The organism is Streptomyces sp. NPDC086554 (genome assembly GCF_040686095.1).
In the GTDB taxonomy this organism is placed as follows: Bacteria; Actinomycetota; Actinomycetes; order Streptomycetales; family Streptomycetaceae; genus Streptomyces.
This window is the reverse complement of sequence record NZ_JBFBJK010000003.1, coordinates 144,813-169,498: the sequence shown is the minus strand read 5'-3', so window position 1 is coordinate 169,498 and position 24,686 is coordinate 144,813. Positions and strand designations below refer to the sequence as shown.

Annotated in this window: 18 protein-coding genes and 5 pseudogenes; 6 read left to right on the top strand and 17 right to left on the bottom strand. The window is 70.8% G+C overall.

The window, feature by feature from the left end:
- Positions 1-145 precede the first annotated feature (145 nt).
- Positions 146-613: a cyclic nucleotide-binding domain-containing protein gene (locus tag AB0O76_RS05780; protein ID WP_365485863.1), complete on the top strand. Its 468-nt coding sequence runs from the start codon at positions 146-148 to the stop codon at positions 611-613.
- A gap of 569 nt (positions 614-1,182) precedes the next feature.
- Positions 1,183-2,904: a GAF domain-containing protein gene (locus AB0O76_RS05775; RefSeq protein WP_365485861.1), complete on the top strand. Its 1,722-nt coding sequence runs from the start codon at positions 1,183-1,185 to the stop codon at positions 2,902-2,904.
- 45 nt (positions 2,905-2,949) lie between these two features.
- Here AB0O76_RS05775 and AB0O76_RS05770 read toward each other — a convergent pair whose 3' ends face one another.
- The 12 genes and pseudogenes from AB0O76_RS05770 to AB0O76_RS05715 all read right to left on the bottom strand — a co-directional run.
- The gene (locus AB0O76_RS05770; protein ID WP_365485859.1) at positions 2,950-3,636 is read right to left on the bottom strand and encodes a response regulator transcription factor; all 687 of its coding nucleotides are present in this window, start codon (positions 3,634-3,636) and stop codon (positions 2,950-2,952) included.
- A 105-nt stretch (positions 3,637-3,741) separates the two neighbouring features.
- A complete protein-coding gene (gene hypE / locus AB0O76_RS05765) occupies positions 3,742-4,692 on the bottom strand; it encodes a hydrogenase expression/formation protein HypE (RefSeq protein ID WP_365485857.1) in 951 nt (316 codons plus the stop codon).
- Positions 4,689-5,654, bottom strand: a pseudogene (gene hypD / locus AB0O76_RS05760) (hydrogenase formation protein HypD). Before hypD ends, hypE begins: the two are co-directional and overlap by 4 nt.
- The gene (locus AB0O76_RS05755; RefSeq protein ID WP_365485855.1) at positions 5,651-6,304 is read right to left on the bottom strand and encodes a CBS domain-containing protein; all 654 of its coding nucleotides are present in this window, start codon (positions 6,302-6,304) and stop codon (positions 5,651-5,653) included. Before AB0O76_RS05755 ends, hypD begins: the two are co-directional and overlap by 4 nt.
- A gap of 34 nt (positions 6,305-6,338) precedes the next feature.
- Positions 6,339-6,650: pseudogene (locus AB0O76_RS05750) on the bottom strand (nickel-dependent hydrogenase large subunit); the annotation flags it as partial.
- Positions 6,651-6,683: 33 nt separating this feature from the next.
- Positions 6,684-7,148, bottom strand: coding sequence for a cyclic nucleotide-binding domain-containing protein (locus AB0O76_RS05745; protein WP_365485853.1), 465 nt, complete (start codon positions 7,146-7,148; stop codon positions 6,684-6,686).
- Positions 7,145-7,827, bottom strand: a pseudogene (locus tag AB0O76_RS05740) (hypothetical protein). The gene AB0O76_RS05745 and the pseudogene AB0O76_RS05740 overlap by 4 nt, the downstream one beginning before the upstream one ends.
- Before the next feature lie 123 nt (positions 7,828-7,950).
- Positions 7,951-8,544, bottom strand: a complete 594-nt coding sequence (locus AB0O76_RS05735; RefSeq protein WP_365485851.1) for a DUF3592 domain-containing protein — start codon at positions 8,542-8,544, stop codon at positions 7,951-7,953.
- A 4-nt stretch (positions 8,545-8,548) separates the two neighbouring features.
- On the bottom strand, positions 8,549-9,280 hold the full coding sequence (locus tag AB0O76_RS05730; protein ID WP_365485849.1) for a CBS domain-containing protein: 732 nt from the start codon (positions 9,278-9,280) through the stop codon (positions 8,549-8,551).
- 45 nt (positions 9,281-9,325) lie between these two features.
- Entirely contained in the window at positions 9,326-12,019 is a 2,694-nt protein-coding gene (locus tag AB0O76_RS05725) for a GNAT family N-acetyltransferase (protein ID WP_365485847.1), read from the bottom strand.
- 96 nt (positions 12,020-12,115) lie between these two features.
- On the bottom strand, positions 12,116-12,946 hold the full coding sequence (locus AB0O76_RS05720; RefSeq protein WP_365485845.1) for an acylphosphatase: 831 nt from the start codon (positions 12,944-12,946) through the stop codon (positions 12,116-12,118).
- A gap of 89 nt (positions 12,947-13,035) precedes the next feature.
- Positions 13,036-13,404: pseudogene (locus tag AB0O76_RS05715) on the bottom strand (hydrogenase maturation protease); the annotation flags it as partial.
- Between the two features lie 169 nt (positions 13,405-13,573).
- Here AB0O76_RS05715 and AB0O76_RS05710 point away from each other — a divergent pair.
- The 3 genes from AB0O76_RS05710 to AB0O76_RS05700 all read left to right on the top strand — a co-directional run bounded on the left by AB0O76_RS05710 (position 13,574) and on the right by AB0O76_RS05700 (position 17,766).
- Positions 13,574-14,440, top strand: coding sequence for a universal stress protein (locus AB0O76_RS05710; protein ID WP_365485843.1), 867 nt, complete (start codon positions 13,574-13,576; stop codon positions 14,438-14,440).
- Between the two features lie 86 nt (positions 14,441-14,526).
- Positions 14,527-16,878, top strand: a complete 2,352-nt coding sequence (locus AB0O76_RS05705) for a phosphoketolase family protein (protein ID WP_365485841.1) — start codon at positions 14,527-14,529, stop codon at positions 16,876-16,878.
- A 30-nt stretch (positions 16,879-16,908) separates the two neighbouring features.
- A complete protein-coding gene (locus AB0O76_RS05700; protein ID WP_365485840.1) occupies positions 16,909-17,766 on the top strand; it encodes a universal stress protein in 858 nt (285 codons plus the stop codon).
- Between the two features lie 122 nt (positions 17,767-17,888).
- On the opposite strand, the gene AB0O76_RS05695 is transcribed toward AB0O76_RS05700, so the two are convergent.
- From AB0O76_RS05695 to gap, 3 genes are read right to left on the bottom strand one after another with little or no spacing between them, the layout of a single operon-like run.
- Positions 17,889-20,294 carry a glycosyl hydrolase family 65 protein gene (locus AB0O76_RS05695; protein ID WP_365485838.1) on the bottom strand — a complete coding sequence of 802 codons (2,406 nt, stop codon included), beginning with the start codon at positions 20,292-20,294 and terminating at the stop codon, positions 17,889-17,891.
- On the bottom strand, positions 20,291-21,082 hold the full coding sequence (locus AB0O76_RS05690; RefSeq protein ID WP_365485836.1) for a beta-phosphoglucomutase family hydrolase: 792 nt from the start codon (positions 21,080-21,082) through the stop codon (positions 20,291-20,293). The genes AB0O76_RS05695 and AB0O76_RS05690 overlap by 4 nt, the downstream gene beginning before the upstream one ends.
- Entirely contained in the window at positions 21,025-22,035 is a 1,011-nt protein-coding gene (gap, locus tag AB0O76_RS05685; protein ID WP_365485834.1) for a type I glyceraldehyde-3-phosphate dehydrogenase, read from the bottom strand. Before gap ends, AB0O76_RS05690 begins: the two co-directional genes overlap by 58 nt.
- 245 nt (positions 22,036-22,280) lie before the next feature.
- Between gap and AB0O76_RS05680 the strand changes: the two are divergent.
- Positions 22,281-22,743, top strand: a pseudogene (locus AB0O76_RS05680) (polyphosphate kinase 2); the annotation flags it as partial.
- A 321-nt stretch (positions 22,744-23,064) separates the two neighbouring features.
- Here the strand turns inward: AB0O76_RS05680 and AB0O76_RS05675 are convergent.
- Positions 23,065-23,607, bottom strand: coding sequence for a hypothetical protein (locus AB0O76_RS05675; protein ID WP_365485832.1), 543 nt, complete (start codon positions 23,605-23,607; stop codon positions 23,065-23,067).
- A 287-nt stretch (positions 23,608-23,894) separates the two neighbouring features.
- A complete protein-coding gene (locus tag AB0O76_RS05670) occupies positions 23,895-24,677 on the bottom strand; it encodes a class I SAM-dependent methyltransferase (RefSeq protein ID WP_365485830.1) in 783 nt (260 codons plus the stop codon).
- Positions 24,678-24,686 lie beyond the last annotated feature (9 nt).

Here is a 24,686-nt window from a genome sequence, read left to right as displayed (position 1 = left end):
ATGGGCCTGTCGGTCCCACAGTGGGGTACACCCGGCCCCCTCGCACACGCGGGAAACGGGGCGACCATGGGAAGCAGAGGATTCCTTGGCGGAGTGGGGCCGGCGTCGCAGCGGTCTCTCCATCAGTTGAGAAGGAAGGGACGACATGACCATCGCGACCAGTCTGCTCAACGTGCTGCCGCCCGAAGGACGTGAGCGCCTGCTGGCACTCAGCCGCGAAGTGACGTTCTCCGCCGGGGAGCGGATCTTCAACGAAGGCCGGCTCGCCGATCGCTTCTGGATCATCAGTACGGGCCGCGTCGACCTGGACATCCATGTGCCGGGGCGGCAGGCGGCCGTGGTCGAATCGCTCGGCCCCGGGGACCTGGTGGGCTGGTCCTGGTTGACGGCACCGCATCAATGGCACCTGGGTGCCGAAGCGGCCACGACAGTGCGGGCGCTCGAGTTCGACGCCGTCGCGGTACGGGCCGTGTGCGCCGCAGATCCTGCGCTCGGTCTGGCCCTGGCCTGCCGTGTGGCCGAGATCATCGGGCACCGCCTGCAGGCGGCCCGGGTGCGCCTGCTCAATCTGTACGGCCCTTACGGCAGCAGCAGCTACCCGCCGTCGGACTGAGGAGAATCCCATGCACCACCGCGGTCCGTACCGCGTGAGTGAGGTGATGAGCCGGCCCGCGGTCGCCGTCCTGCGGAACGCGGGGTTCAAGGAAGTGGTCGATGCCGATGGCCGTCTCGAGGGTGTCGTCAGCCGCCGACCGCCTGCTGTCCCCAGGGTTGTTCCCGGCGAGCTGTGGGTCCATATCACTCAGGGCGCGGTCACCCTGAGTGGCTGGCTGGCACCCCTCGGGAGCCGATGACTGAATCTGATGGGGGTCCGGAACCAGCAGGCGGCACAGCGCGCAAGGGGCAGACATGGCGGACGTACGAGCGTTCTCTCGCCCGGGGGCCCGCCCTGCGCCCGGCAGGAACTGGGAGAGCTGCTGGGGAGGTCGAGGCCGCCGGGCTCTTCGGCGCGGAATCCCACGGCACTGCAGCGAACCGGGACCGAGTGCCGCAAGTGATGGTGCCCCCGCGTCCGGACAACCGGAACCTGACTTGTCGCCCTCTCGCGATCCGTCGCCGTATGACTACTGTGTGGGGCATATCTGCATCGCCCTGTCTGACAGATCCCGGCGGAGGCAGCACATGGGTGGGGAAGAGCGCACTGGCTCGGGGCAGTTGCCCCGATTACGGCTGGATGAGCTGCTCGAAGAGCTTCAGGTACGGATCGACGCGGTGCGCGGGACCCGGGACCGGCTGCACAGTCTGTTGGAAGCGGTCCTGTCGGTGGGTCGGGAGCTGGATCTGCCGCAGGTGCTGCGGCGCATCGTCGAGGCCGCCGTGGCGTTGGTGGACGCGGAGTACGGGGCGCTCGGCGTCATCGGCGCGGGGGACAAGCTGGACGAGTTCCTGCCGGTGGGGATCAACGAGGAGGTGCGGGCACAGATCGGTGACCTGCCCTCGGGGCACGGGCTGCTCGGCGAACTGATCCGGCATCCCGCGCCGTTGCGGCTGCGGGAGCTGTCGGAGCACGCTGCCTCGTCCGGTTTCCCGGACCATCATCCGCCGATGCACTCGTTCCTCGGCGTGCCCATCCGGGTGCGCGAGAAGGTGTTCGGGAATCTCTATCTCACCGAGAAACGCGGCGGAGGCGAGTTCGACACCGAGGACGAGGCGGTGCTTTCCACCCTCGCCGTGGCGGCGGGCGTGGCCATCGAGAACGCCCGGCTCTACGAGGAGGCACGGCTGCGGGAACGCTGGCTGACGGCGAGCGCCGAGTTCACCAGCTCCCTGCTGTCCGGCGCCTCGGAGTCGCGCGTACTGGAGTTGATGGTCGAGCGCGCCCGGGAGATCACCTCCGCCGACATCGGTGTGGTGGACCTCGTGGTGGCGGAGGAGGAAGAGCTGCGCGGGGCACTCGCACTCGGCGAGGGCTCCGAGGCGCACCGGGGCCGGCGCCTTCCCCGCGAAGGGACCCTGTCCGGCTCGGCGTTGAGCGACGGCGGTCTGGTGACCGCGACGGACGTGAGCAGCGATCCGCGGGTCACCTTCGCGCCGGAGAGGTGGAAGGGTCTGGGGCCGGCGGTCGCCGTCCCGATGGGAACGGCCGACGGGCTGCGCGGCGTCCTCGTCCTTGCCCGGCGGACCGGGCGCCCCGCCTTCGGCGAGGCCGAGATCGCACCGCTGCCCGGATTCGCCGGACAGGCCGCGCTCGCCCTGGAACTGGCGGAACGACGACGGGACGCCGAGCAGATGAGCCTGCTCGAGGATCGGGACCGGATCGCCCGCGATCTCCATGACCTTGCCATTCAGCGCCTGTTCGCGACCGGCATGACGTTGCAGAGCGCCCAGCGTTTCGTCCAGCACCCCGAGGCATCGGAGCGCCTGATGAGGGCGGTGGACGATCTCGACACGACCATAAAGATCATTCGGTCGACCATCTTCGGGCTCCGGGCCCATGAATCGAGTGCGGCACACGTTCCCGGGCTGCGCGCGCGGGCCACGCGAACGGTGGAGGATGCGATCGCTTCGCTGGGCTTCACCCCCGCGCTGAGTACGGAGGGCCTGATCGACACCGATGTGCCGGCCATCGTCGCCGACGATGCCGTGGCCGTGCTGAGCGAGGCGCTCGCCAACATCACCCGGCACGCACAGGCGTCCGCCGCGGAGATCTCCCTCGTCGTGGGGAAGGGACAGCTGACGTTGACCGTGACGGACAACGGCGTCGGTATCGGCGCGAGCGGGCGTCGAAGCGGGCTGCGCAACATCGCCGAGCGGGCCGAGCGTCTTGGCGGCACGCTGACTCTGGGCAGCGGTCCTGACGGCGGCACGCGGTTGGAGTGGCGGGTGGCGCTGCCGGCCCAATGAGTCCGCGGGGCCGGCCCAATGAGTCCGCGGGAAGAACGGGAACAATCAGCGCGGGGTGCCCGGATCGACGTGGGCGGCGATCACCGCGGCCTGGATCCTGCGTTCGACGCCCAGCTTCGCCAGGAGCCGGGAGATGTGGTTCTTGACGGTCTTCTCGGAGAGGAAGAGCCGCTTGCCGATCTGGCGGTTGGTGAGGCCTTCGCCGATCAGGGCGAGGATGTCCCGTTCGCGTTCCGAGAGCCCTGCAAGACTGGCGTCCTGCGACGACTCGGCCGTCGCGTCCGGACCGCGCAGGGTGCTCATCAAACGAGACGTGGTGGCCGGGTCGAGCAGGGACTGTCCGGAGGCGACGGTACGTACCGCGTCGATCAGGTCGGTGCCCTTGATCTGCTTCAGGACGTAGCCCGCCGCACCCGCCATGATCGCGTCCAGGAGCGCGTCGTCGTCATCGAAGGACGTCAGCATCAGACAGGCCACCTCCGGCATCCTGGACCGCAGTTCACGGCAGACGGTGATGCCGTCGCCGTCGGGCAGACGGATGTCGAGGATGGCCACGTCCGGGCGCAGGGCCGGGCCACGGACCAGCGCCTGTCCACTGGTGCCCGCCTCCCCGACGACCTCGATGTCGGGTTCGGAGTCGAGCAGATCGTGAACTCCCCTGCGCACGACCTCGTGGTCGTCGAGAAGGAAGACCCGTATCGGGTGCTCCGGTGAGAAGGCGCGTGCGGCCATGACTGCCCCCTGATGGTCGGCGGTTCCGTTCCGATCGTGTCGGTTGGGTGGGGTGGCGCACCAGGGCCGAGTGGGCCCGATCGGTACGGCAACTGGTGTCATCTCTCAGCAGATGCACGGGAGTTGCTCGCCGAGCGGCATGTCGACCACCCGGCGCGCGCCGATCAGCGTGCGCAGTACGACCCGGCCGGAAGGCCCTGCTGTGCAGTGTCCGATGGGTACGGCCTCCGCCCCCTCGGGATACGCGCGGCCGAGCAGGTCGCAGGCCGCGGCGACGGCCCGGGGCACGGGCACGGCGCTCTCTTCGATCTCCACGCCGACACCCGAGGCGCCGGCGATCTCGTTGAGCGAGGCGGCCAGACCGCCCCGGGTGGGGTCACGCAGGCTGCGTATACCGCTGCCGAAGGGGGCGAGTGCCTGGACGAGGCGGTGCAGGGGGCGGGTGTCGGAGGCGATGTCCGTCTCGAAGCCGAGCCCTTCGCGGGTGGAGAGGACGGCGGTGCCGTGCAGCCCGATGGGGCCGGAGAGCAGGAGCACGTCGCCGGGACGGGCTCCGGCAGCGGAAGGCGTCAGGCCGGGGATGCGGCGGCCGATGCCGGTCGTGTTGAGGAAGAGGCGGTCGGCTGCGCCGCGCCCGACGACCTTGGTGTCACCGGTGATGACGGGGACACCGGCCTGGTGTGCGGCTTTCCCCGCGGAGGCCAGGACGGCACGGAGTTCCGCGAGCGGCAGGCCCTCCTCGGCGATCACCGCGAGGGTGAGGGCAAGGGGCAGCGCGCCGCGCATGGCAAGGTCGTTGACCGTGCCGTGGACGGCAAGCGATCCGATGTCCCCGCCCAGGAAGGCGAGCGGACTGACCACGAACGAGTCGGTGGATACGACGAGTTCGGCATCGCCCGGCAGCAGCGCCGCGTCTTCGAGCCGGCCGTCCGGCTGTCCGCCGATGGCGGGCAGGACGAGCGCGTCGAGCAGTTCGGCGGTGAGCCTGCCGCCCGCGCCGTGGCCCAGTTGGATGAGTTCGCTCTCGCCGTACGGGAGGGGGCAGTCGAGGTTCATGCCGGTGTGCTCCTGGTTCGTCCTGCGGCGTGGAAGGCGGCGCAGGTGCCCTCGCTGGAGACCATGGGGGCGCCGAGCGGGGTGCGGGGCGTGCAACGCACCCCGTAGGCGGCGCAGTCGGTGGGCAGCCGGGCGCCGGTCAGGAGCGTCGAAGTCGGCGTATTCCGGGGTGAGTTCGAAGCCGCTGGCCGGGAGTGTCCCGATGCCGCGCCAGGCCCGGTCGGTGATACGGAAGACGCGGGTGAGGACGGACCGAGCTTCGGTGTTGCCCGTGCGGCGCACGGCCCTTGCGTACTGGTTCTCCACCTCGTGGCGGCCCTCTTCGAGCTGGGTGACGGCCATCAGGATGCCCGCCAGGAGGTCCAGCGGCTCGAACCCCGTGACGACGACGGGGACTTGGTGCGGCGCGGCGATCGGTTCGTACTGCGTCCACCCCATGACCGCGCACACATGCCCCGCGGCCAGACCAGGAGCGAGAAGTTGGTGAGGCCGAGGTCTACGGCGTGCAGGACGGCCATGGCGTTGGCGGGCGCGGTGGTCTCGAACCCGACGGCCAGGAAGACGACTTCGCGGTCGAGGTTCTTCTCGGCCATGTGCACGGCGTCCATCGGCGAGTAGACGACCGGGACGTCCGCGCCACGTGCCCGCAGGGCGAGCAGGTCGGTGGTGCTGCCGGGGACGCGCAGCATGTCGCCGAAGCTGGTGAGGATCACGCCGGGCCTTGCGGCGACGGCCATGGCGCGGTCGAGGGTCTCCAGCGGGGTGACGCAGACCGGGCAGCCGGGACCGTGGATCATGCGGATGCCCGCGGGCAGCAGTTCGTCGATCCCCTGCCGTACGAGGGTGTGGGTCTGGCCGCCGCACACTTCCATGATCCGCCAGGGGCGCGTCGCGGTCCGCCCCAGCTCCGCCAGCAGCAGCCGGGCCAGGGCCGGATCGCGGTACTCGTCCAGGTACTTCATCGGGGCGGTGTCCGCGGCGCCGGTTCGGCCGGTTCCACGCGCACGTCCACGACGCCTTCGACGGCCCGCGTGAGCCGGGCGGCCACCGGCACGAGGGTCCTGTCGCGGATCTCTCCGCCGAGGGTGACCACGCCGCCTTCGACCGCGACCGTGACGGCCCCGTCCGGGAAGAGGAAGGCCGTCACGGTGCGGGTCACCTCGTCCGCGAGTTCCTCGTCGGTGCGCAGGAACACCTTCAGCAGGTCGCTGCGGCTGACCACGCCCTGCAGCAGGCCATGGGCGTCGATCACGGGGAGTCGCTTGATGTGCCGCAGGGCCATGATGCGGGCGGCCTGCGGGAGGGTGGTGTCCGGGTGGACGCTGACGGCGGGGGTGCTCATCACCTCGCCCGCGGTCAGGCCGCCGGCCTTGGCGAGGTCGGAGAGGCTGCGCGCGAATCGCGTGGGGTCGCTGTCGCGGAACTCCTCCTTGGGCAGCAGGTCCGCCTCTGAGACCACGCCGATGACCCGGCCCTCGCCGGCGACGACGGGCAGCGCGCTGATCTTCCACTGCTCCATCAGCTCGACGATCTCTTTGAAGCGGGCCTCGCGGCCCACCGCGATGACGGTGTGGGTCATCACGTCGCTCACGGTGCGCGGAGAGTGGAGCACGGCGTCCTCCCGGGGAGTTGGGTGCGGTCAGTGGTCAGGTGCGGTCGACGGTCAGGTCGAGGACGTGGGTGGAGCAGGAGATGCACGGGTCGTGGTTGCGGATGGCCCGCTCGCACAGCTGCGTCAACTCCTGGTCCGTCGCACCGTTTTGGGTGATCGCGGACTGGGCGGTGCGGCGCAGGTCGTCCTCGATGGCGCCCTGGTTCTGCGCGGTGGGCGGTACGAGGCGGGCGTCGGTGACTGTGCCATCGGCGTCCAGCAGGTAGCGGTGGTAGAGGAGTCCGCGCGGGGCCTCCGTGGCGCCGTGTCCGGTGCCGGCGGCGGCCGGGACCTCGGTGTACGGGCGGCGCGGCGACCCGGTACGGAACCGGTGTGGCAGTCACCCCCGCACACCACTTCCGCTGCCGTAGGGGGCGTACAGGTCGAGCAGCCGGGTCCTGGCCGACTGCAGCCGGTGGGCAAGGACGCGCCCCACCCACTGGCCGACGACCGCACCCAGGGCCGGATCGTCCTCACACATCAGCCGGACCGCGAGGGCGTCGAACTCGTGGGCGCGCACGGGGCTCTGGGCCGCGGCGCCGAGCTGCCAGACGTACGGCGGGAACAGCCAGGACCAGCCGACCAGTTCACCGTGGCCCAGCGTCTCGATCGAGGGCGAGCGGCGGCCGGGGACATGCATGTCGAGCACGACCGACCCAGTGCGGATGATCCAGAATCGGTCGGCGTGCCCGCCCTCCTCGAAGATCCGCGTCCCGGCCGGGAAGGACACCTGCCGGGCGATCCGCATCAGCCGATCGCGGTGCTCGACCGGAAGAGCGCTCATCATGGTCGTGGTGCTGGTCATCGCCCTGTCTCCTTCTTGTCCGCCTCGTCCTTGAGGGCCGCCACTTCTTCGGTGATGTCGATGCCGACCGGGCACCAGACGATGCAGCGGCCGCAGCCCACACAGCCGGAGCTGAGGTCGGCGACCTCTTCGGTGGTGGTGCAGAAGCAGGTGGGGCAGACCATCGTGCAGTTGCCGCAGGTCAGGCAGCGCGACGCGACGTATGGCCCGTCCCATCTTGTCGGCGGCCTCGGAGACCGCGGCGACGGCCGCATCCCGGGTGGTGGCGTCGGCCTCGCGGTGCGGGAGCTTGGCGAGCAGTTCCGCGCCCGCCTCGCTGCCTACACGTACGAAGAAGCGGTGCCCCGCCTGGAGGAACGCCCCCCTCCGGTCCATCGGGGGCGCGGTCCGCGCTCCACAGCTTCTCCCGCTGCGGATGCAGGAAATTCTTCCAGGACTGGGGGCCTGCGGAGTGCGCGAAGGCCGATCCGTCCTCGCGGCGCCGCAGACGGTAGTGCCCGGCCTCCAGCTCCACGCCCCAGCCGTACGGGAGTTGATCGGCCGATTCGAGTTCGGCCAGGACGATCGCACCGTCGCGGACGGTGGGTCCGACGACCGTGCGGCCGTCGACATTCAGCTCCGCGACGAGGGCGTTCAGGCCGTTCCGGTCGAGGACTGCCGTGGCTCCGCCGCTCGTCATGTCCGTCCTCCCACACGTCGGGGTGGCTCTGTCAGGGTGGCTCCCTACACTCACCAGGCTCGAAGAGGAGCCTCCTGCGGAGCAGGGGCCGAGCGGCCCTATTCGGGCCCGGCCGGGCCAGGTTCAGGTCTCACGACCGGTCCACCGCGGTTCCGTCCGCGCCCACGCCTGCTCCCACTCGGCCATGCGCCGACGGTGTGCCACGAGGCGTACGGTGATCCAGGCACCCCCGATGAACCCCCACGCCACGAGGCTCGCCGCGCCGCCCACGACGATCGCGGTGCCCCACTGGACGTCTTCGGCCATCGGGGCCGTGGTGACCCTGGCGTGGGCGTCGAGCCAGACGTCGGTCCGGCTGCCCGTCGTGGCGCCTGCCTCGACCTTGGCGACGGCCGCGTGCGCGGTGCCGTCGCGATCGGTCCATCGCACCTTGACCGGGTGGGTCGTACGGGAACCGGTGCTGTTGGCCGCCGGCGCATTCTCGATCAATGTGGCCCGTACGACGTGGCCGTCGGCCCGTTGCCGTTCGGCCTTCGCGTGCGCGGCGTCGTAGGTGAAGGCCCCTGCGAACGCCCCGGCCAGGGGCGCGACGAACAGCATCGCGGCCCCCAGCAGCAGTCCCGTCCACGCCTCGGTGACGTCGCTGCGACGGCGCAGCAGGCTTCTCCGCCACCGCCAGCCGGCAGGGCGCCTGTGCGGCCGGGTTCGGGTGTTCACGCCCTCAGAGTTTGCGCAGCCAGTCGTCCGCCACGCCGCGCATCGCCTGGTCGTTCGGCTGAAGGTGGGAGTCGTCCACGCGGTAGGTCAGTTTGTCGACGACCGCGACGACTCCGTCGATCTCACGCGTCATGTGCAGGGCGATGGGTACCTCGCTGCGGCGCTCCAGCTGCCCTTCGAGGGTCACCACACCATCCCGAACGTCGATCTTGATGGTCTGAGACGCCAGCCAAAGGGTGCGCACCAGGACCTGTTCGATCACTTCGTGGCGGATCTCGTCGTCGGCGCGCAGGAACACCTGGAGCAGGTCGCGCCGGGTGACGATGCCGACCAGGCGGTCCTCCTCGTCCACGACGGGCAACCGCTCCACCTTGTGCTGGGCCATGCAACGGGCGCCCTCGGCAATGGTGTTGTCGGCGTGTACGCAAACGGGCGGCGTGGACATGAGCTGTCCCGCTGTCCGCGCTGTGGCCTTGGCCCGGTCCTTCCGTCCGCCCTTGGCCATCCGCCGCAGCCGGAAGCGGCGCGACGGCCGGCACGGGTCGGGGGCCTGCGCCTCGCGCACGAGCAGGTCCGTCTCGGAGATCACTCCGACCACCTTGTCGTCGGCGTCGATCACGGGCAGCCCGCTGATGCGGAACTCGGCGAGGAGCTTGGCCACCTCCTTGAACGGCGTTCCGTACTGGGCGCTGACGACCTCACTGGTCATCACCGAACCGATCTTGCTGTGCTTCATCTCTGTCTCCTTCTCGGCGCCGTCGTTCTCTCGGCGCGGTCGTTCTCAGCGCAGTCGGCGCAGATATGGGTCGTGGGCGGTCCGAGGCAGCAGCCGTACACGCACGTCGAGTGCCGTGGTGCCGCCCGGCCATGCCAGGACGGGGTTGAATTCGGCCTCCACGAGCTGTGGCAGGTCGCAGGCCATCCGGGACAGCCTGTGCAGCAGTTGCTCCAGGCCTTCGAGGTCGACCGGGCCGCTGCCGCCGTGCCCGAAGAGCAGCGGGGCACAGCGCGGCGAGGTGATCAGGTCATGGACATCGAGGTCGGTCAGCGGGGCCGGCCGGGCGGCCTGGTCGGCAAGCAGCTCGGTGGCCGTGCCGCCGAGCCCGAACAGGACCAGCGGGCCGAAGACCTCGTCCTGGACGACGCCCGCGAACAGTTCGGTGCCGCGCTCGGCGAGCGGCTGGACCACCACGCCGGTCAGCAGACCGGCGAACCGCGTCTCGAAGTCCCGGAAGGCGGCCCGCACATGGGCGTCTCCCTGCAGATCGAGGTGGATGGCGTGCTGCTCGCTCTTGTGCAGCAGACCGGGCCAGTGGGCCTTCAGCACCACCCTGCAGTCCGGACCGCGCAACCGCTCCGCTGCACTGACTGCTTCGTTCTCGGTCTCGGCCCAGGCCCAGGGCAGCTGCGGTATGCCGTAGCAGGCGAGGAGCTCGGCGCAGGCGCGCGGGTCAAGACAGCCGCCTTCGGGGTGCCTGGCGAGCCAGGTTTCGGCCACCGCGTGGGCGTGCTGCGTCTCCACCCCTGCGAGCGCGGGGACGGTGCCGGGCGGACGCGCCAGCCACTGGGCGCGGCGTACGGAGTGGGCCAGGGCGCGTGCGGCTGCCTGTGGGTCGGCGTAGGCGGGTAGGGAGCCGCCTCCCGTGGCGGGCAGCAGCCGCACGGGCAGTGCCTGGTCGAGGCGGACGGCGGCGACAGTCCGAGTGCGTCGAGCCGGGCCACCGGTGAGCGCTCGGACCAGATCCTCGCCGGTCGCCGCGGCGACGGCGGTGGGCACGGGCACCACCAGCACGACGTCGATGCCGCCGTGTCGCATGAGCCGGTCCACGCAGTTCTTGAGCTGCTCCTCGGTGACGGCAGCGGTGGCGTCGACCGGGTTGGCGGTCGAAGCACCCTCGGGCAGGACGTCGAGCAGGTCGTCGACGAGATCTGCCGGGAGCGGTGGCAGGGCGAGTCCGGCCTCGGCGCACGCGTCGGCCGCGAGGACGCCCGCGCCGCCCGCGTTGGTGACGATGACGACGCGGTTCCCTGTGGGTGCGGGCTGGGAGCGCAACAGGGCGGCGGTTTCGAGGAGTTCACCGATCGTCCGGGTGGCCGTGATGCCCGCCTGGGTGAACAGGGCCTGCCGGGTCATGGTCCGGGTGGCGGCCGCGGCGGAGTGCGAGCCCGCGGCTCGCCTGCCGGCGTCGGTGCGGCCCGCGTCGACGGTGAGGACCGGCATGCGCCGGGTGACCCGCCGCGCGGTGCGGGAGAAGGCGCGCGGGTTTCCGAAGGACTCCAGGTGCAGCAGGGCCAGGTCCGTGACGCCGTCGCACTCCCACCACTGGAGCAGATCGTTGCCGCTCACGTCGTACTTGTCGCCGAGCGAGACGAAGCTGGAGACGCCGAGGCCAAGCCGGGACAGGCCGTCGAGCAGGGCGATCCCCGCTCCCCCGGACTGCACGGCGACACCGGCGGTGCCGCGGCGCGGATGCCGGGCGGCGAAGGTCGAGTCCAGCGACAGCTCCTTGTCCGTGTTGGAGATGCCGAGGCAGTTGGGGCCCACCATGCGCATTCCGTACCTCCGGCAGGCGGTCAGCAGGGCGTGTGCCTCAGCGGCGTCCAGGCCGGACGTGACGACCACCAGGGCGCGTACGCCCGCCTTGCCGCACTCTTCGGCCGTGGTGGGCAGGGCCCGCGCTGGTACCGCAAGGACCGCCAGATCGGGGACCTGGGGCAGCGCGGCGACCGACGGGAAGGCGGGCACGCTCATCAGCGACGACACGCTCGGGTTGACGGCGAAGAGCTGCCGCGTGAAGACGCCGGTGCGCAGATTGCGCAGGACGGCCCGGCCGACCGAACCGGCCTTGCGGCCCGCGCCGACCACGGCGATCGAGCCGGGCCGCAGCAGCGGCTTGAGACTGGCCACGTCGGCCGTGCTGCCGCGCGCCTCGACCGCGGTCAGGTACGTTTCGTCCTCCTCCAGCTGGATGGTGCAGCGCAGTTCGGGACCGTCGAAGCGGCGGGCGGTGCGCAGTCCGAGGTCGGCGAAGACCTTCAGGACCTCATGGTTCTCGGCGAGCGCATCGGCAGTGAACGCGGTGATGCCGTCGGCGCGGGCGGCGGAGACAAGGTGTTCCAGGAGCAGGGTGCCGATCCCCCGGTGGTGCAGGCCCTCGGCGACGGCCAGCGAGATCTCGGCGGTTTCGGGCTCGTCCGTCCTCTCGTACTCGGCCAGGCCGATGATCTGGTCCTTGGACTCGGCGAGCAGCGCGCGGTATCCGGGGCGGGGAGCGGCGCAGGCCCGGTCCGCGGCCTGCACGGCGGACCGGCGGCTCGCGGCGAAGAACCGCAGCCGCAGGTTCGCCGGAGACATCTCCTCGTACAGGCCCCGCAGTTGGGAGTGATCGTCGAGGCGGACGGCCCGTATGCAGGCCGTCGTCCCGTCGGCGAGCAGGGCGTGGACCGGAGGTCGGCTTCGCTCGTCGTGCGTCATCTGGGGCCTCCTGACGGCAGGTTGACCCTTCGAGAATCGGGCGGAGAGGGACGGCGCCCCAGGGGCTGGCCGGGTAGGGCCGGGGGCCGACCGGCCCTAGGTGGTCGGGCCGGGCAGCGGTTCGCCGAGTTCGGCCTCCACCGCCCCTGCCATCGCCCGCAGCACGTCCAGGGTCCGTTCGGCCTCGGCTTCGTCGACCTCCGTGATGGCACATCCGACGTGCACGATGACGTACGTACCGACCGTGGCCGTCGGTGTGCAGGCGAGGCACGCCTCGCGCCGCGCGGGGCGCCGTCCTCGACGGCGTGCGCGACGAGTTCGGCGGTCACGAGCGTCCCAGGAGAGCTGTGGCCCGCAGTCAGGGCACGCCAGAGGTTCGGCGTGGAAGCGCCGGTCGGCGGGGTCTCCGTACTCCGTCGCGCAGGCCGCACAGCGCGGGAAGCGCCGCATCGTGGTGCGGATCCGGTCGTACGGGAGGTCTTCGATGACGGTGGCGCGCGGGCCGCAGTCGGTGCAGTTGATGAACGGGTAGCGGAACCGGCGATCGGTCGGGTCCAGGAGCTCCAGCAGGCAGGCGGCACAGATCACGGCGTCGGGCGGGATCTCTCGCGGGCCTCGGTGCGTGGCGCGGCCTGCCTCGCTGTGCCGGATGGTGAAGCCGTGCGCGGGCAGCGGGAGTTGCCCGCGCACGGCGGTCACTCGCACCTGCCGCACCTGGGCAAGCGCGGGAGCGCCGGTGCGCAGCCGTGCGGTGAACTCCTCGACGGCGTACGGCGATCCTGCGACCTCACCGTGTACATGTCCCTCGGCATTGGCGGCCCAACCGTCCAGGCCGAGACCAGTCGCGAGCCGGTGCACGAAGGGCCGGAAGCCGACCCCCTGCACGGTGCCGAACACCTCGAAGCGGAGTGCGCGGCGCTCCGGCATGGCCACCCCTCTCAACTGCGCGCGGCGGCGTCGCGGTGCCGCGCGATCTCGTCCTCGATGTCTTCGGCGAGCGGCTCCACCACGGCCTACACGACCAGTCGGCCCGGCAACCGGCCGAGGGCCCGGGCGAGTTCGACGGCCTCGCCGAGCCCGAGCCCGTGCGAACTGGTCGTCCTGGGCCGGTCAAGCGCGTCGGCGTCGAGAGCCAGCCGGTGCACGCGTCCGGGGTGGGCGGGGTGCGTGTGCGCGGCGTCCACGACCACCGCGAGATCGGATCCCTCCCACAGGCCGATCAGGCGAGCGGGGTCGCCGTCGCAGGTGGCCAGGACCGTCCCGGCCGGCAGGGGCCGTTCGGCGGCGCGCTCGCGGAGCCGGGCGATCACCGCCAAGACCAAGCCGTCGTCGCGCCGGAACTCGTTGCCGACGCCGATCACCGCGATATGTGTCCGGGTGGGCATCGCGTCTCCTTCCGCCGGGCCGTGCTGCCACTGTGCGGATCCGCTGGTGGCCTCGGTAGGGGCCGAATGTCCCCTACTGGGGCCGGTTCGCCCCTCCACGGCCGGCCTCCTCCGTGGAACCGTCCGAAGCGGAGCCCCTGCCAGGGGCATGCCGGAAGGTGGTGGCATCGTGGACAAGCCCCTGATCGTCGGAGTCGACGGCTCGGATCCGAGTCTGGCCGCACTGGACTGGGCCGTGGACGAGGCCACGGCGCACGGGGTACCGCTGCGTATCGTCCATGCGTCGCGGTGGGAGTGGTACGAAGGACACGAGCCGTCCTTCGGCATCAACCGCTCGTCCGTGCAGGCCCTCTCGGACCACATCGCCGCCTCGGCGGTGGAGCGCGCCCTGCGTCGCGCGTCCGCCGTGAAAGTGACGAGCGAGGTGGTGTCCGAGGATCCGGCCGCCGCGCTGGCGCGGCTGAGCGCGGAGGCCGGCGGCGTCGTCGTCGGCAGTCGCGGGCGCGGTGAACTCGCGGAACTGCTGCTCGGCTCGGTGAGTCTGTCCGTCGCCGCGCACGCCGCCTCACCGGTGATCGTCGTACGCGGCACCGAAGGGAAGGTGACCGGCGGACTCAGCACCGTCGCGGTCGGCGTGGACGATCCCGAAGAGGCCGCCCATGCGGTGCGGTTCGCCCTGCACGAGGCTCAGGTGCGGAACGCCGCCGTGATCGCCGTTCACGCCTGGCGCTGCCCCGCCCGGGAGATGCCCGACTTCCCCGCCCCGACGAACGACGACCATCGGCGCCGGGCCGAGCAGCTGGTCGAGGAGGCCGTGCGGGGCGCGGCGGCCGCCGCCCGCTCCGGCATGACGGTCCGCGGCCGGACCGTCGAGGGGCACGCGCGCACCGCCCTCCTCGACGCCGCCCGCACGGCCGATCTCCTGGTGGTCGGCGCCCGCCGCCGCAAGGGACACGTCGGCATGCAACTCGGCCCCGTCAACCACGCCGTGCTGCACCACGCGGCCTGTCCCGTCGCCGTCGTCCCGCACGCCTGACCACAAGCCGCACGCCCTGACACACCCACAGCTGACCAGAGCGCCTTTACGCCCTGACACACCCCACACGAGACACGGGAGGCACCGTGGCACACGTACGACTGACCACGCTGGACGCCCACTGGCGCGCTGCGAACTACCTGGCCGTCGGCCAGATCTACCTGATGAGCAACCCCCTGCTGACCGAACCGCTGCGGCCCGAACACATCAAGCCGCGCCTGCTCGGCCACTGGGGCACCTCCCCCGGCCTCAACCTCGTGCACACCCACCTCAACCGCGTCATCAAAGAGCGTGACCTGGACGCGGTGTGCCTGTGGGGGCCGGGGCACGGCGGCCCGGCCGTGCTGGCCAACTCCTGGCTGGAGGGCTCCTACAGCCAGACGTACCCCGACATCACGCGGGACGCGTCAGGCATGGCGAAGCTGTTCCGCCAGTTCTCCTTCCCCGGCGGGGTGCCGAGCCACGTGGCTCCGGAGACGCCCGGGTCGATCCACGAGGGCGGCGAACTCGGCTACTCCCTCGCGCACGCCTACGGAGCCGCCTTCGACAACCCGCACCTCCTGGTCACCTGCGTCATCGGTGACGGCGAGGCCGAGACAGGACCGCTGGCCGCCTCCTGGCACTCCAACAAGTTCCTCGACCCGGTCCACGACGGCGCTGTCCTGCCGATCCTCCACCTCAACGGCTACAAGATCGCCAACCCGACGGTGCTCTCGCGCATCCCGGAGGCCGAACTGGACGCCCTCCTCAAGGGATACGGCCACGAACCGCTGCACGTCAGCGGCGACGACCCACGCAAGGTCCACCAGGCGATGTCCAAGGTCATGGACCAGGCCCTGGACCGCATCACCGCCATCCAGCAGGCCGCCCGGAACGGCGGCGCGCACGGCCGCGCGCGCTGGCCGGTGATCGTGCTCCGTACGCCGAAGGGCTGGACCGGGCCGGCGAGCGTGGACGGCGTGCCGGTCGAGGGAACTTGGCGCTCCCACCAGGTCCCGCTCTCCGGAGTACGCGAAAACCCGGAACACCTCGCCCAGTTGGAGGCGTGGCTGCGCTCCTACCGGCCGGAGGAACTCTTCGACGAGCACGGCCTCCCCACCCCCGAAGTCCTCGACTGCATCCCGGAAGGCCACCGCCGCCTGGGCTCGAACCCGCACGCCAACGGCGGCCTGCTCACCCGCGCACTTCCCCTCCCGCCCCTTGAGCACTTCGCCGTCCCCGTCGAGAAGCCCGGCACCACGCTGCACGAACCCACCCGGGTCCTCGGCGGTCTCATCGCCCACGTCATGGCGGAGACAGCCGAGCGCCGTGACTTCCGCGTCGTGGGTCCCGACGAGACGGCCTCCAACCGGCTCGGCGCGCTCTTCGACGTCACCGGCAAGGCCTGGCAGGCCCAGACCCTCCCCACCGACGAACACCTCACCGGGGACGGGCGCGTCACCGAGATCCTCTCCGAACACCTCTGCCAGGGCTGGCTGGAGGGCTACACCCTCACCGGCCGCCACGGTCTCTTCTCCTGCTACGAAGCGTTCGTCCACATCGTCGACTCGATGGTCAACCAGCACATCAAATGGCTGAAGACATCCCGCCTGCTGCCGTGGCGCGCGCCGGTCCCCTCCCTCAACTACCTGCTGACCTCGCACGTCTGGCGCCAGGACCACAACGGCTTCTCGCACCAGGACCCCGGCTTCGTCGACCACGTACTCAACAAGAGCCCCGAGGTCGTCCGCGTCTACCTGCCGCCGGACGCCAACACCCTGCTCTCCGTCGCCGAACACGTCCTGCACAGCCGCGACTACGTCAACGTCGTCGTCGCGGGTAAGCAGCCCTGCTTCGACTGGCTCTCCCTGGACGAGGCCCGCACCCACTGCGCCCGTGGTGCCGGCATCTGGGAGTGGGCCGGATCGGAGACGGGCGGGCGCGAGCCCGATGTGGTGCTCGCCTGCGCGGGCGACGTCCCCACCCAGGAAGTCCTCGCCGCGGCCCAGCTGTTGCGCCGGCACCTGCCCGACCTCGCCGTCCGCACGGTCAACGTCGTAGACATGACGCGACTCCTTCCCCGCGAGGAACACCCGCACGGCATGCCCGACTCCGAGTACGACGCCCTGTTCACCCCCGACAAGCCCGTCATCTTCGCCTACCACGGCTACCCCTGGCTGATCCACCGCCTCGCCTACCGCCGCACCGGACACGGCAACCTGCACGTCCGCGGCTACAAGGAGGCGGGCACCACGACCACGCCGTTCGACATGGTCGTACGCAACGACCTGGACCGCTACCGCCTCGTGATGGACGTCATCGACCGCGTCCCCGGCCTCGCCGTACGCGCCGCGGCCGTCCGCCAGACCATGGCCGACACCCGCACCCGCCACCACGCCTGGATCCGCGCCCACGGCACCGACCTCCCCGAGGTCGCCGACTGGACCTGGAACGGCTGACCCTCCGAACGCACCGTGGAGGTGCGCACCATGCTCACGCAACTGACCGTCACCGCAGGCATCGACGGCTCGCCCGAGAGCCTGGAAGCCGCGGCCTTGGCGGCCCGAGAAGCCCTGCGCCGCGACCTGCCGCTGCACCTCGTCCATGCCTACGACGTGCCCTCGGAGCGAAGCCATCCGCCGGAGACCGAGGTGCCTTTCCACCGCGAGAGCGGTGCGCTCGACCGCGCCGTCGTTCAGCTCTCCTACGCGCACCCCGCCCTGGGGATCCTGGACGAGCAGGTCACCGGACCACCGGTGCAGGCACTGTTGGCAGCGACCGAATCCTCGGCCCTGCTGGTGCTCGGTTCACGCGGCTTCGGCGCGCTCGCCGGCGTCTTGGTCGGCTCGGTGGCCCTGGCCGTCGCGGCCCGGGCCGACTGCCCGGTCGTCCTGGTACGGGCGGGAGGAAAACCCGAGGACGATCGTGAAGGCTCGGCAGCAGGCCCGAACCGCCGCCCGGTCGTGCTCGGCCTCGACCTGGACCGGCCCTGCGACGAGCTGCTGGAATTCGCCTTCCTCGCTGCGGCCTCGCGCCACGCGCCGCTCCATGTCGTGCACACCTGGGCGGTTCCTCTCGTCCCCACCGCTGACGCCACCGATCCCACGGTGGCGAAGTCCCGCCTTCTCTCGGCCTCGCTCACTCCCTGGCGGCACAAGTTCCCAGGGACGCAGGTCACCGAGCGGCTCGTGCACGGTCTGGCCGGCCATCATCTGGTCAAGGCCGCTGCGGACGCCGGCCTGCTCGTCGTCGGCCGCCGCATCTCTGCAGGGGCGCGCCTCGGACGCACCGCTCACGCGGCGATACATCGCACCCGGTGCCCGGTCGCGATCGTTCCGCACTCCTGATGGCTACCCGCCCCGCTGAGGGCGACGCGGCCACCAACAGCTCTGCGGCGGATCCCAGCAGCGCCGGACTCACCGCTGCCCACCGGTTGGCCTCAGCTCGGCTCCGTTCTCCGCCCACGTCGTCAGGACAACGACAGGTCACACGACTCCCCCGGCGCGACCGAGACGGCCCGGCCCGGCAGTTCGATGTCGATGGGCGAGCGGTCGGAGGCGGGCACGGCGACGTGCAGCCTGCCCGGTCGCATGCGCAGCCGAATGCCCCAGTGCCCCTGGTAGCGCAGTGCGAAGCCGTACTCGGAGAGTTCCGGGAGCGGCACCGGGTCCAACCAGAGGGCGCCTCCCCGCGCCTCCAGGCCGGTCAGGCCCCGTTGCACGAGGTCGAGCGTGCCCGCCATGGCGCCGAGGTGGATGCCCTCGCCCGTGGTGCCGCCCTGCAGGTCGGCGATGTCGCCCTCCAACGCCTCCTGAACGAACTTCCAGGCTCCCGCGCGCCGCACCCTGGCAAGGACCCAGCCGTGCACGAGGCCGCTGAGCGTGGAACCGTGGCTGGTCCGCCGCAGATAGTGGTCGACCGTGCGCTGCCAGGTGTCCGCGTCCAGCGCGTACCCCAACCGGTCGAAGAGGGAGCGGAGTTCGGCCGGGGAGAAGAGGTATCCGAGCATCAGCACATCGGCTTGCTTGGAGGCCTGGTAGCGGTTGACCGTGTCGTCCTCGGCCTCCAGGATCCGGTCGAGGCGGCGGATGTCGCCATAGCGGTCGCGGTATCCGTCCCAGTCCAGCTCCGCCAGGTCGCCGTATCCCTCGAACTGGCTGATCACCCCCTCGTGGAACGGCACATGCAGGGTGCGCGACACGTCCTCCCACAGTTCGATCTCCCCGCCGTCGAGCCCGATCCTCTCCACGAGTTCCCGCCGCCGCGGCTCGGGCAGACCACGCAGCACATCCAGGGCCCTGGCGAGGACCCAGGCCGCCGTGACATTCGTGTACGCGTTGTCGTCGAGCCCCGGCTCCGACGCGTCCGGGTAGGCGTCGTGGTATTCGTCGGGACCGACCACGCCGCGGATTCGGTGCCGAGCGAGGTTCTCGTCGTACGTTGCCGAGTCCGCCCAGAAGCGAGCGATCTGGAGCAGCATCTCGGCGCCCTTGGTGTGCAGGAACTCGGCGTCCCCGCTCGCCTCGCAGTAGCGCCACACGTTGTAGGCCACGGCCGAGCCCACATGGTGCTGGAGCCGGGAATTGTCCGGCAGCCAGCGCCCCGAGCGCGGGTTGAGGTGCAGCTCCTGTGTCTCCTCACGGCCGTCGCTGCCGCTCTGCCAGGGGAACATGGCCCCTGCGCGGCCGGCATCGCGTGCGGCGGTGCACGCCCGTTCCAGGCGTCGGTGCCGGTAGGTGAGCAGTGCGCGCGAGACTTCGGGGAAGTGCAGGTTGAGGTAAGGCAGGACGAACAGCTCGTCCCAGAAGACATGGCCGCGGTACGCCTCGCCGTGCAGGCCTCGCGCGGGGACACCGACGTCCAGGTCAGCGGTGTGCGGGGAGAGCGTCTGCAGGACATGGAAGTGGTGCAGGCGCAGGATACGGCCCGCCTCGCCGGGCACGTCCAGTTCGGCCCTGCGCCACAGCTGGTCCCATGCGGTGAGGTGCGAGTCGAGCAGTTCGTCGAAGCCGGGCGCCCGGCCGACCCGATCGACGGCCGCCTGCAGGGGGTCGCTGATCGCCGGGTCGTGGGAGGTGTACAGGGCGATGGTCTTGTCGACGGTGACGGTGCGCCCGGGTTCCAGGTCGAGCTCGAAACGCTGGACGGCCCGCCCGGCCTCCTGCCGCGTCACCGCCCGCGCGGAGCCCCCCGTCGTCGTCCGGGCGGCCATTCCCACCCGGACATCGGACGTGGTGGTGCGACAGCGCAGCCACACGGTGTCCGCGTCGTCGTCGCTTCCGGTGTGGACGTGCGTGAGGTGGTCGGAGTTCAGCTGCCGATAGCGCGACACTCCCGCGTTGGTGACGGTCCCATCCAGCGCCGCCTCGACCTCCAGGGTGACGGGCGGGCCATCGACGGTGAACTCGGTGCGCAGGAGCGCGAGATGGGGGTCGGCCATATGGACGATGCGCAGCTGGCGCACGGCAAGCACCCGCCCTTGCCCGCGCCCGTCCTCGTACCGGAGGTTGCGTTCAAGGACGCCGGACTGCAGGTTCAGGGTCTGTCGCAGCGCGACGAGCGTGGTCGAGTCCGGGGTGAGCCACTCCCCCGCCTCGTCCCGGTCCTTCAGGCGGTAGCGCAGGGGCAGCCAGTCGGGCAGGTTGACCATGTCCTCGTTCTCGACCTGGCGGTCCGCGACGTGCGAGGTGAGCCGGTTGTAGCAGCCCGCCACGTACGTCCCGGGGTAGTGCACGTCGTCGGCCGGGCACTCGGGGGCGGCACCCCGCGTGGCGAAGTAGCCGTTGCCGAGCGTGCAGAGCGACTCCCTGAGCCTCTCCTTCGCCGGGTCGTACCCCTCGTACTCCCAGATCCAGTCCTCGATCTTCTCCTTCATGGCCTCCCACCTTCGCCAAGCAGTTCCCCGAGGTCGTCCACGACGATGTCCGCGCCGTGCCGCAACAGAGCCGCCCTGGTGCGGGCCGTCGCGTTCCTGTCCACGCCGATCACCACACGGAACCCGCCGCGCCGCCCCGCCTCGACACCGGCCAACGCGTCCTCGACGACGACGGCGTCCGCCGCGGGCACGCCGATGCGGCGCGCCGCCTCCAGGAACAGCGCCGGATCCGGCTTCCCCGCGAGTCCGAGCCGGGCCGCCTCCGCGCCGTCGACGAGTGCGTCGAAGCGCGACAACACCCCGGCGTGCTGGAGGAGTTCACGTGCATGCCGGGAGGCGGAGGCCGCCGCGAGCGCGATGCCTTCGCCGCGCAGGTCACGCAGCAGGCGGACGGTGCCCGGGTAGGCGTCGATGCCGCCCTTGCGCAGCCGCTCGACATAGCGGCGCTCCTTGTCCGCGGCCACCGCCTCCACTGTCTCGGCGGGCAGCCGCAGCCCGCGCGAGGCCAGGAAGGACGCGGCGCCATCCAGGCGCGACTTGCCGTCGACGTACCGCAGGTAGTCCTCGCGCACGTCGAACGGCCTTCGCTGCTCGGGCAGTTCGGGCGGATGCTCCACGAGGAACGCGTCGAAGGCCCGCTTCCACGCTTCGGCGTGCACCCGTGCCGAGTCGGTGATCACCCCGTCGGTGTCCAGGACGACTCCCCGTACGCCCCGCAGCGCGGCCGGGATCACAGGCGCGCGGCTACGTAGGTGGTCAGGTCCAACAGCCTTTGGCAGTAGGCCCATTCGTTGTCGTACCAACCGAAGACCTTGACCAGGTCTCCGTGCGCCTGGGTGAGGGCCGGGTCGAAGACGCAGGAAGCCGCGTCGCCGATCACGTCACGGGAGACGATCGGGGCGTGCGACACCCGCAGGACGTCCCGCAGCCGTCCGTCCGCCGCCTCCTCGAACGCGGCGTTGACCTGCTCCGCGGTGGCCTCACGCCGCAACACCACCGTCAGATCGGTGAGCGATCCGTCCTCGACCGGCACGCGGACCGCGAGGCCGTCGAGCACACCGTCGAGTTCGGGCACGACCTGGCCGACGGCGCGGGCGGCGCCGGTACTGGTCGGGATGATGCTCAGCGCGGCCGAACGGCCACGGCGCAGGTCCTTGTGCGGCCCGTCCAGGAGCGCCTGATCGTTGGTGTAGCCGTGAATGGTGGTCATCAGTCCCTTGGTGATGCCGAAGTGCTCGTGAAGCACAGTCACCATCGGCACGACGCAGTTGGTGGTGCAGGAGGCCGCGGAAACCACATGATGCCGGTCCGGCTCGTACGTTTCGTGATTGACGCCCATCACGATGGTCGTGTCGGCGTTCTTGCCCGGCGCGGAGAGCAGCACCTTGCGCGCGCCCGCCTTGAGGTGCAGCGCGACGGCGTCCCGGTCGCGGAAGCGGCCGGTGGACTCGATCACGATGTCGGTGCGGTGTCCGCTCCAGTCGAGGGTGGCGGGATCGCGTTCCGCCGAGACGGCGATGCGTCGGCCGTCCGCGGTGATCGACGTGTCGTCGTGCGAGATGTCCGTCCGCAGCCTGCCGTACGTGGAGTCGTACTCGAGCAGGTGCGCCAGGGTCGCGGGCGCGGCGATGTCGTTGACCGCGACCACCTCGATGGCGTCGCTCTCGCGCCGGTCCAGGGCAGCGCGCAGACAGGTGCGGCCGATACGGCCGAATCCGTTGATCCCCAGGCGGATGGTCATGAGCAACTCCTCATCGTGACAGGCGGGTTGTCACCCTCGGTGCCGATGGCCGAGTACCAACAGATCCGCCGTGTCGGTCAGCCCGGTCCGGACTGCGGGCGTGGGCCCTCCGAGTGCGCTTCGTGTCACGCTCCCACCGCCGGGCTGCCCGGGGCAGGGGCCGATCGGGACCCATTCGGCGCCGGATTCCTCCGTAATGTCGTTTCGCGACACGGACGTTCGATGGCCGGAGGCGGGTGCGTGACTTGCCCGCGCCCACCTCGCGCGAACGCAGCCAGTGGTACTTCCAGCGCTACACGGAACACCTCCCCACGGCGGGGGAGATCGTCCTCTTCGACCGGAGTTGGTACAACCGCGCGGGCGTCGAGCACGTCATGGGCTTCTGCTCCAAGGCCGAGCACCAGCGCTTCCTCCACCAGTGCCCGATCTTCGAACGCCTCTTGGTGGAGGACGGCCTACTGCTGCGCAAGTACTGGTTCTCGGTCAGCGACGCGGCGCAGGAACAGCGCACGCCTGAACATGATCGCCCATCTACTGTCGACCGTCCCGTACCACGATGTGCCACCACCGGAGCTAAGCCTTCCGCCCCGGCCCCCGAACACGGGATACCAACGGCCGCCACGGGACCTCCAGTCGTACGTCCCCGATCACGCCGCAGGGGCCGTCACCACCCCAGACGTAGGGCGTGCCGAGCTGCCCTTGGCGTAGTTGACGGCTCGCTGGGCGAGGGGGAGCCCGGCGCCAGCAGTTGACGGACAGTCGTGCTCGTAGGGGCGTTGGTTCATTGCCCGGTCCAACGGCTCTGCGGCCCCGGGCGGCGGGTCGGCCGTACGGGTAGCGCTGTCCCGCGACGCGGGCTCGAGGCTCGCCCAGTTCGATCCGCCGGCGGCACGCGACGCACCCGGTCCCGGGAACGCCGCTGGCGGAGGCGGCCACCTGTCAGCTCCATCACGCGCGCGTACCGGCACTCGGGCGACATCAGGGAACTGCCGTCTGCCAAGTTCCACACCCGCTGCACCAGATCGGCGCCTACAGGCGCTCGACGGCGAAAGTTGTGTCCTTGAGGCCGTTTCGGGGAGCCGAAAGGGGACTACCGGCCTCAGGCCCGACGTAAATAGTTGATCCCGCTTTGGCCTGGTGCGGCCCGTCGAATTCCTCAACCGGGGACCCGATACTCCACAGGCCGTCGGTGTCGACCTCAAGGAAGCCGAATTCCGCGGGGCCGGCCGAGGGCTTGTACCAGTTGTCCCACTCCCACCTGCCGTCCGAGTTTCCCCACAGCTCCACCACGGAGCACTCCCCGTGACTTGTGGCCGTGCCCTCTTCCGCTGTGCTCGCCGCGCCTGGGGCCGTCCGCGGCGTTGAGATGGATTCCTTGGGCTCGGGGACCCCGGCGATCCGGAACACCTGGCTCTTCGAGAGCGGGCCGTACCGCTCGTTCGCCTCCCTGATCTCCTCGATCTTCTTGTCGCTGAGCGGAACAGCCTGCCCGCTGGCCTGCCCCGTATGCCGCCGCGGCGGCACTCCCGGATGAAATGAACACGCTAGAGCTCGCCCGAAGGCGATCTCCATGCCTTTCGGCCGTGCCCGAAACACCGGACGCGTCCTGGACCACGTACGCGATATGCCGTCCGTCGGGGGTGGGGCGCGGGTCGATCACCGGTCCGGAGACCGGGAGTTCATGAGGTCATCGGACCACTTCAGCCTCCGCAATGTTGCCCTCGGCACGTGTGATCGTGCTCCGCCTGGACCTGACCATCGCCGCCAAAGACAGCAGGCCGAACGCTTGCGAGACCAAGCCGCAGCCGAGTTGTTCCTCATCCTGGCTGGCGGCGACCTGGTGACGGATGCTGCCCGGCTCATGCCGGGGTGATCGCGCGGTGAAGTGTCGCGTTGTGGTCGAGGATGATGCCGCCGTGCGCGTGCATGTGTTCGGCGCCGGCCCAGAAGCGGCGACGGAACTCGGCGGCGCGTCGGGCCGACAATGACTCGTCCACGGCCATGGCCATGGACATCTGGGACTCCAGCAGCTCCCAGAGCGCCGATGGGCTGGGCACCTGTACGGCTGCCGCGACTTGTCGTTGCGTCAGCTCAATGAATCCGGCCTCGGCCAGCAGGGCGGCCGGGTCCGCGGGGGTCGCGGCGTCTACGACGGGGGCAGGGCCTGGGGCGGGCCAGAACTCCTGGGCCAGCAGGGTGAGCCACTCCCACCGGGCGCGGGCTCCGTTTACCGACAAGGCGACCGTCCCGCCCGGTGCCAGGACCCGGCGTATTTCGGCCACCGCTGCCGCGGGGTCCTCAAGAATCTCCAGCACGTCGGCAGCGACAACCGTGTCGAAGGTGCCGCGGGAAAAATCGAGTCGTGTCACGTCCATCTGCCGGACGATGATCTCCGGTACGTCCGCGGCGAGCCGACGCACCATTGCGGGTGTCACATCGATCGCGGTGACGACGCAGCCGCGGGCCACGGCGGCCCTGGCGGCCGCGCCGCGCCCGGCTCCCACGTCAAGGAGCCGGGTCGCCGGTGCCGGATCCACGAAGTCGATCAGTCGCTGCCCGAAGTCGGCCGCGTACATAGCCAACTCCTCGTAATGGTCCGCGTGGTCCTCGAACCACCGCATGTGGGTATTCGCCTCGGTCACGGGCCCTCC

What these genes read in the sequence shown, in the direction of transcription:
- AB0O76_RS05780 (WP_365485863.1), top strand. Translation starts at nt 146, where the DNA reads ATGACCATCGCGACCAGTCTGCTCAACGTGCTGCCGCCCGAAGGACGT.
- AB0O76_RS05775 (WP_365485861.1), top strand. Translation starts at nt 1,183, where the DNA reads ATGGGTGGGGAAGAGCGCACTGGCTCGGGGCAGTTGCCCCGATTACGG.
- AB0O76_RS05770 (WP_365485859.1), bottom strand. Translation starts at nt 3,636, where the DNA reads ATGGCCGCACGCGCCTTCTCACCGGAGCACCCGATACGGGTCTTCCTT.
- hypE (WP_365485857.1), bottom strand. Translation starts at nt 4,692, where the DNA reads ATGAACCTCGACTGCCCCCTCCCGTACGGCGAGAGCGAACTCATCCAA.
- AB0O76_RS05745 (WP_365485853.1), bottom strand. Translation starts at nt 7,148, where the DNA reads ATGACCAGCACCACGACCATGATGAGCGCTCTTCCGGTCGAGCACCGC.
- AB0O76_RS05730 (WP_365485849.1), bottom strand. Translation starts at nt 9,280, where the DNA reads ATGAAGCACAGCAAGATCGGTTCGGTGATGACCAGTGAGGTCGTCAGC.
- AB0O76_RS05725 (WP_365485847.1), bottom strand. Translation starts at nt 12,019, where the DNA reads ATGACGCACGACGAGCGAAGCCGACCTCCGGTCCACGCCCTGCTCGCC.
- AB0O76_RS05720 (WP_365485845.1), bottom strand. Translation starts at nt 12,946, where the DNA reads ATGCCGGAGCGCCGCGCACTCCGCTTCGAGGTGTTCGGCACCGTGCAG.
- AB0O76_RS05700 (WP_365485840.1), top strand. Translation starts at nt 16,909, where the DNA reads ATGCTCACGCAACTGACCGTCACCGCAGGCATCGACGGCTCGCCCGAG.
- AB0O76_RS05695 (WP_365485838.1), bottom strand. Translation starts at nt 20,294, where the DNA reads ATGAAGGAGAAGATCGAGGACTGGATCTGGGAGTACGAGGGGTACGAC.
- AB0O76_RS05690 (WP_365485836.1), bottom strand. Translation starts at nt 21,082, where the DNA reads ATGGGCCTACTGCCAAAGGCTGTTGGACCTGACCACCTACGTAGCCGC.
- gap (WP_365485834.1), bottom strand. Translation starts at nt 22,035, where the DNA reads ATGACCATCCGCCTGGGGATCAACGGATTCGGCCGTATCGGCCGCACC.
- AB0O76_RS05675 (WP_365485832.1), bottom strand. Translation starts at nt 23,607, where the DNA reads ATGGAGATCGCCTTCGGGCGAGCTCTAGCGTGTTCATTTCATCCGGGA.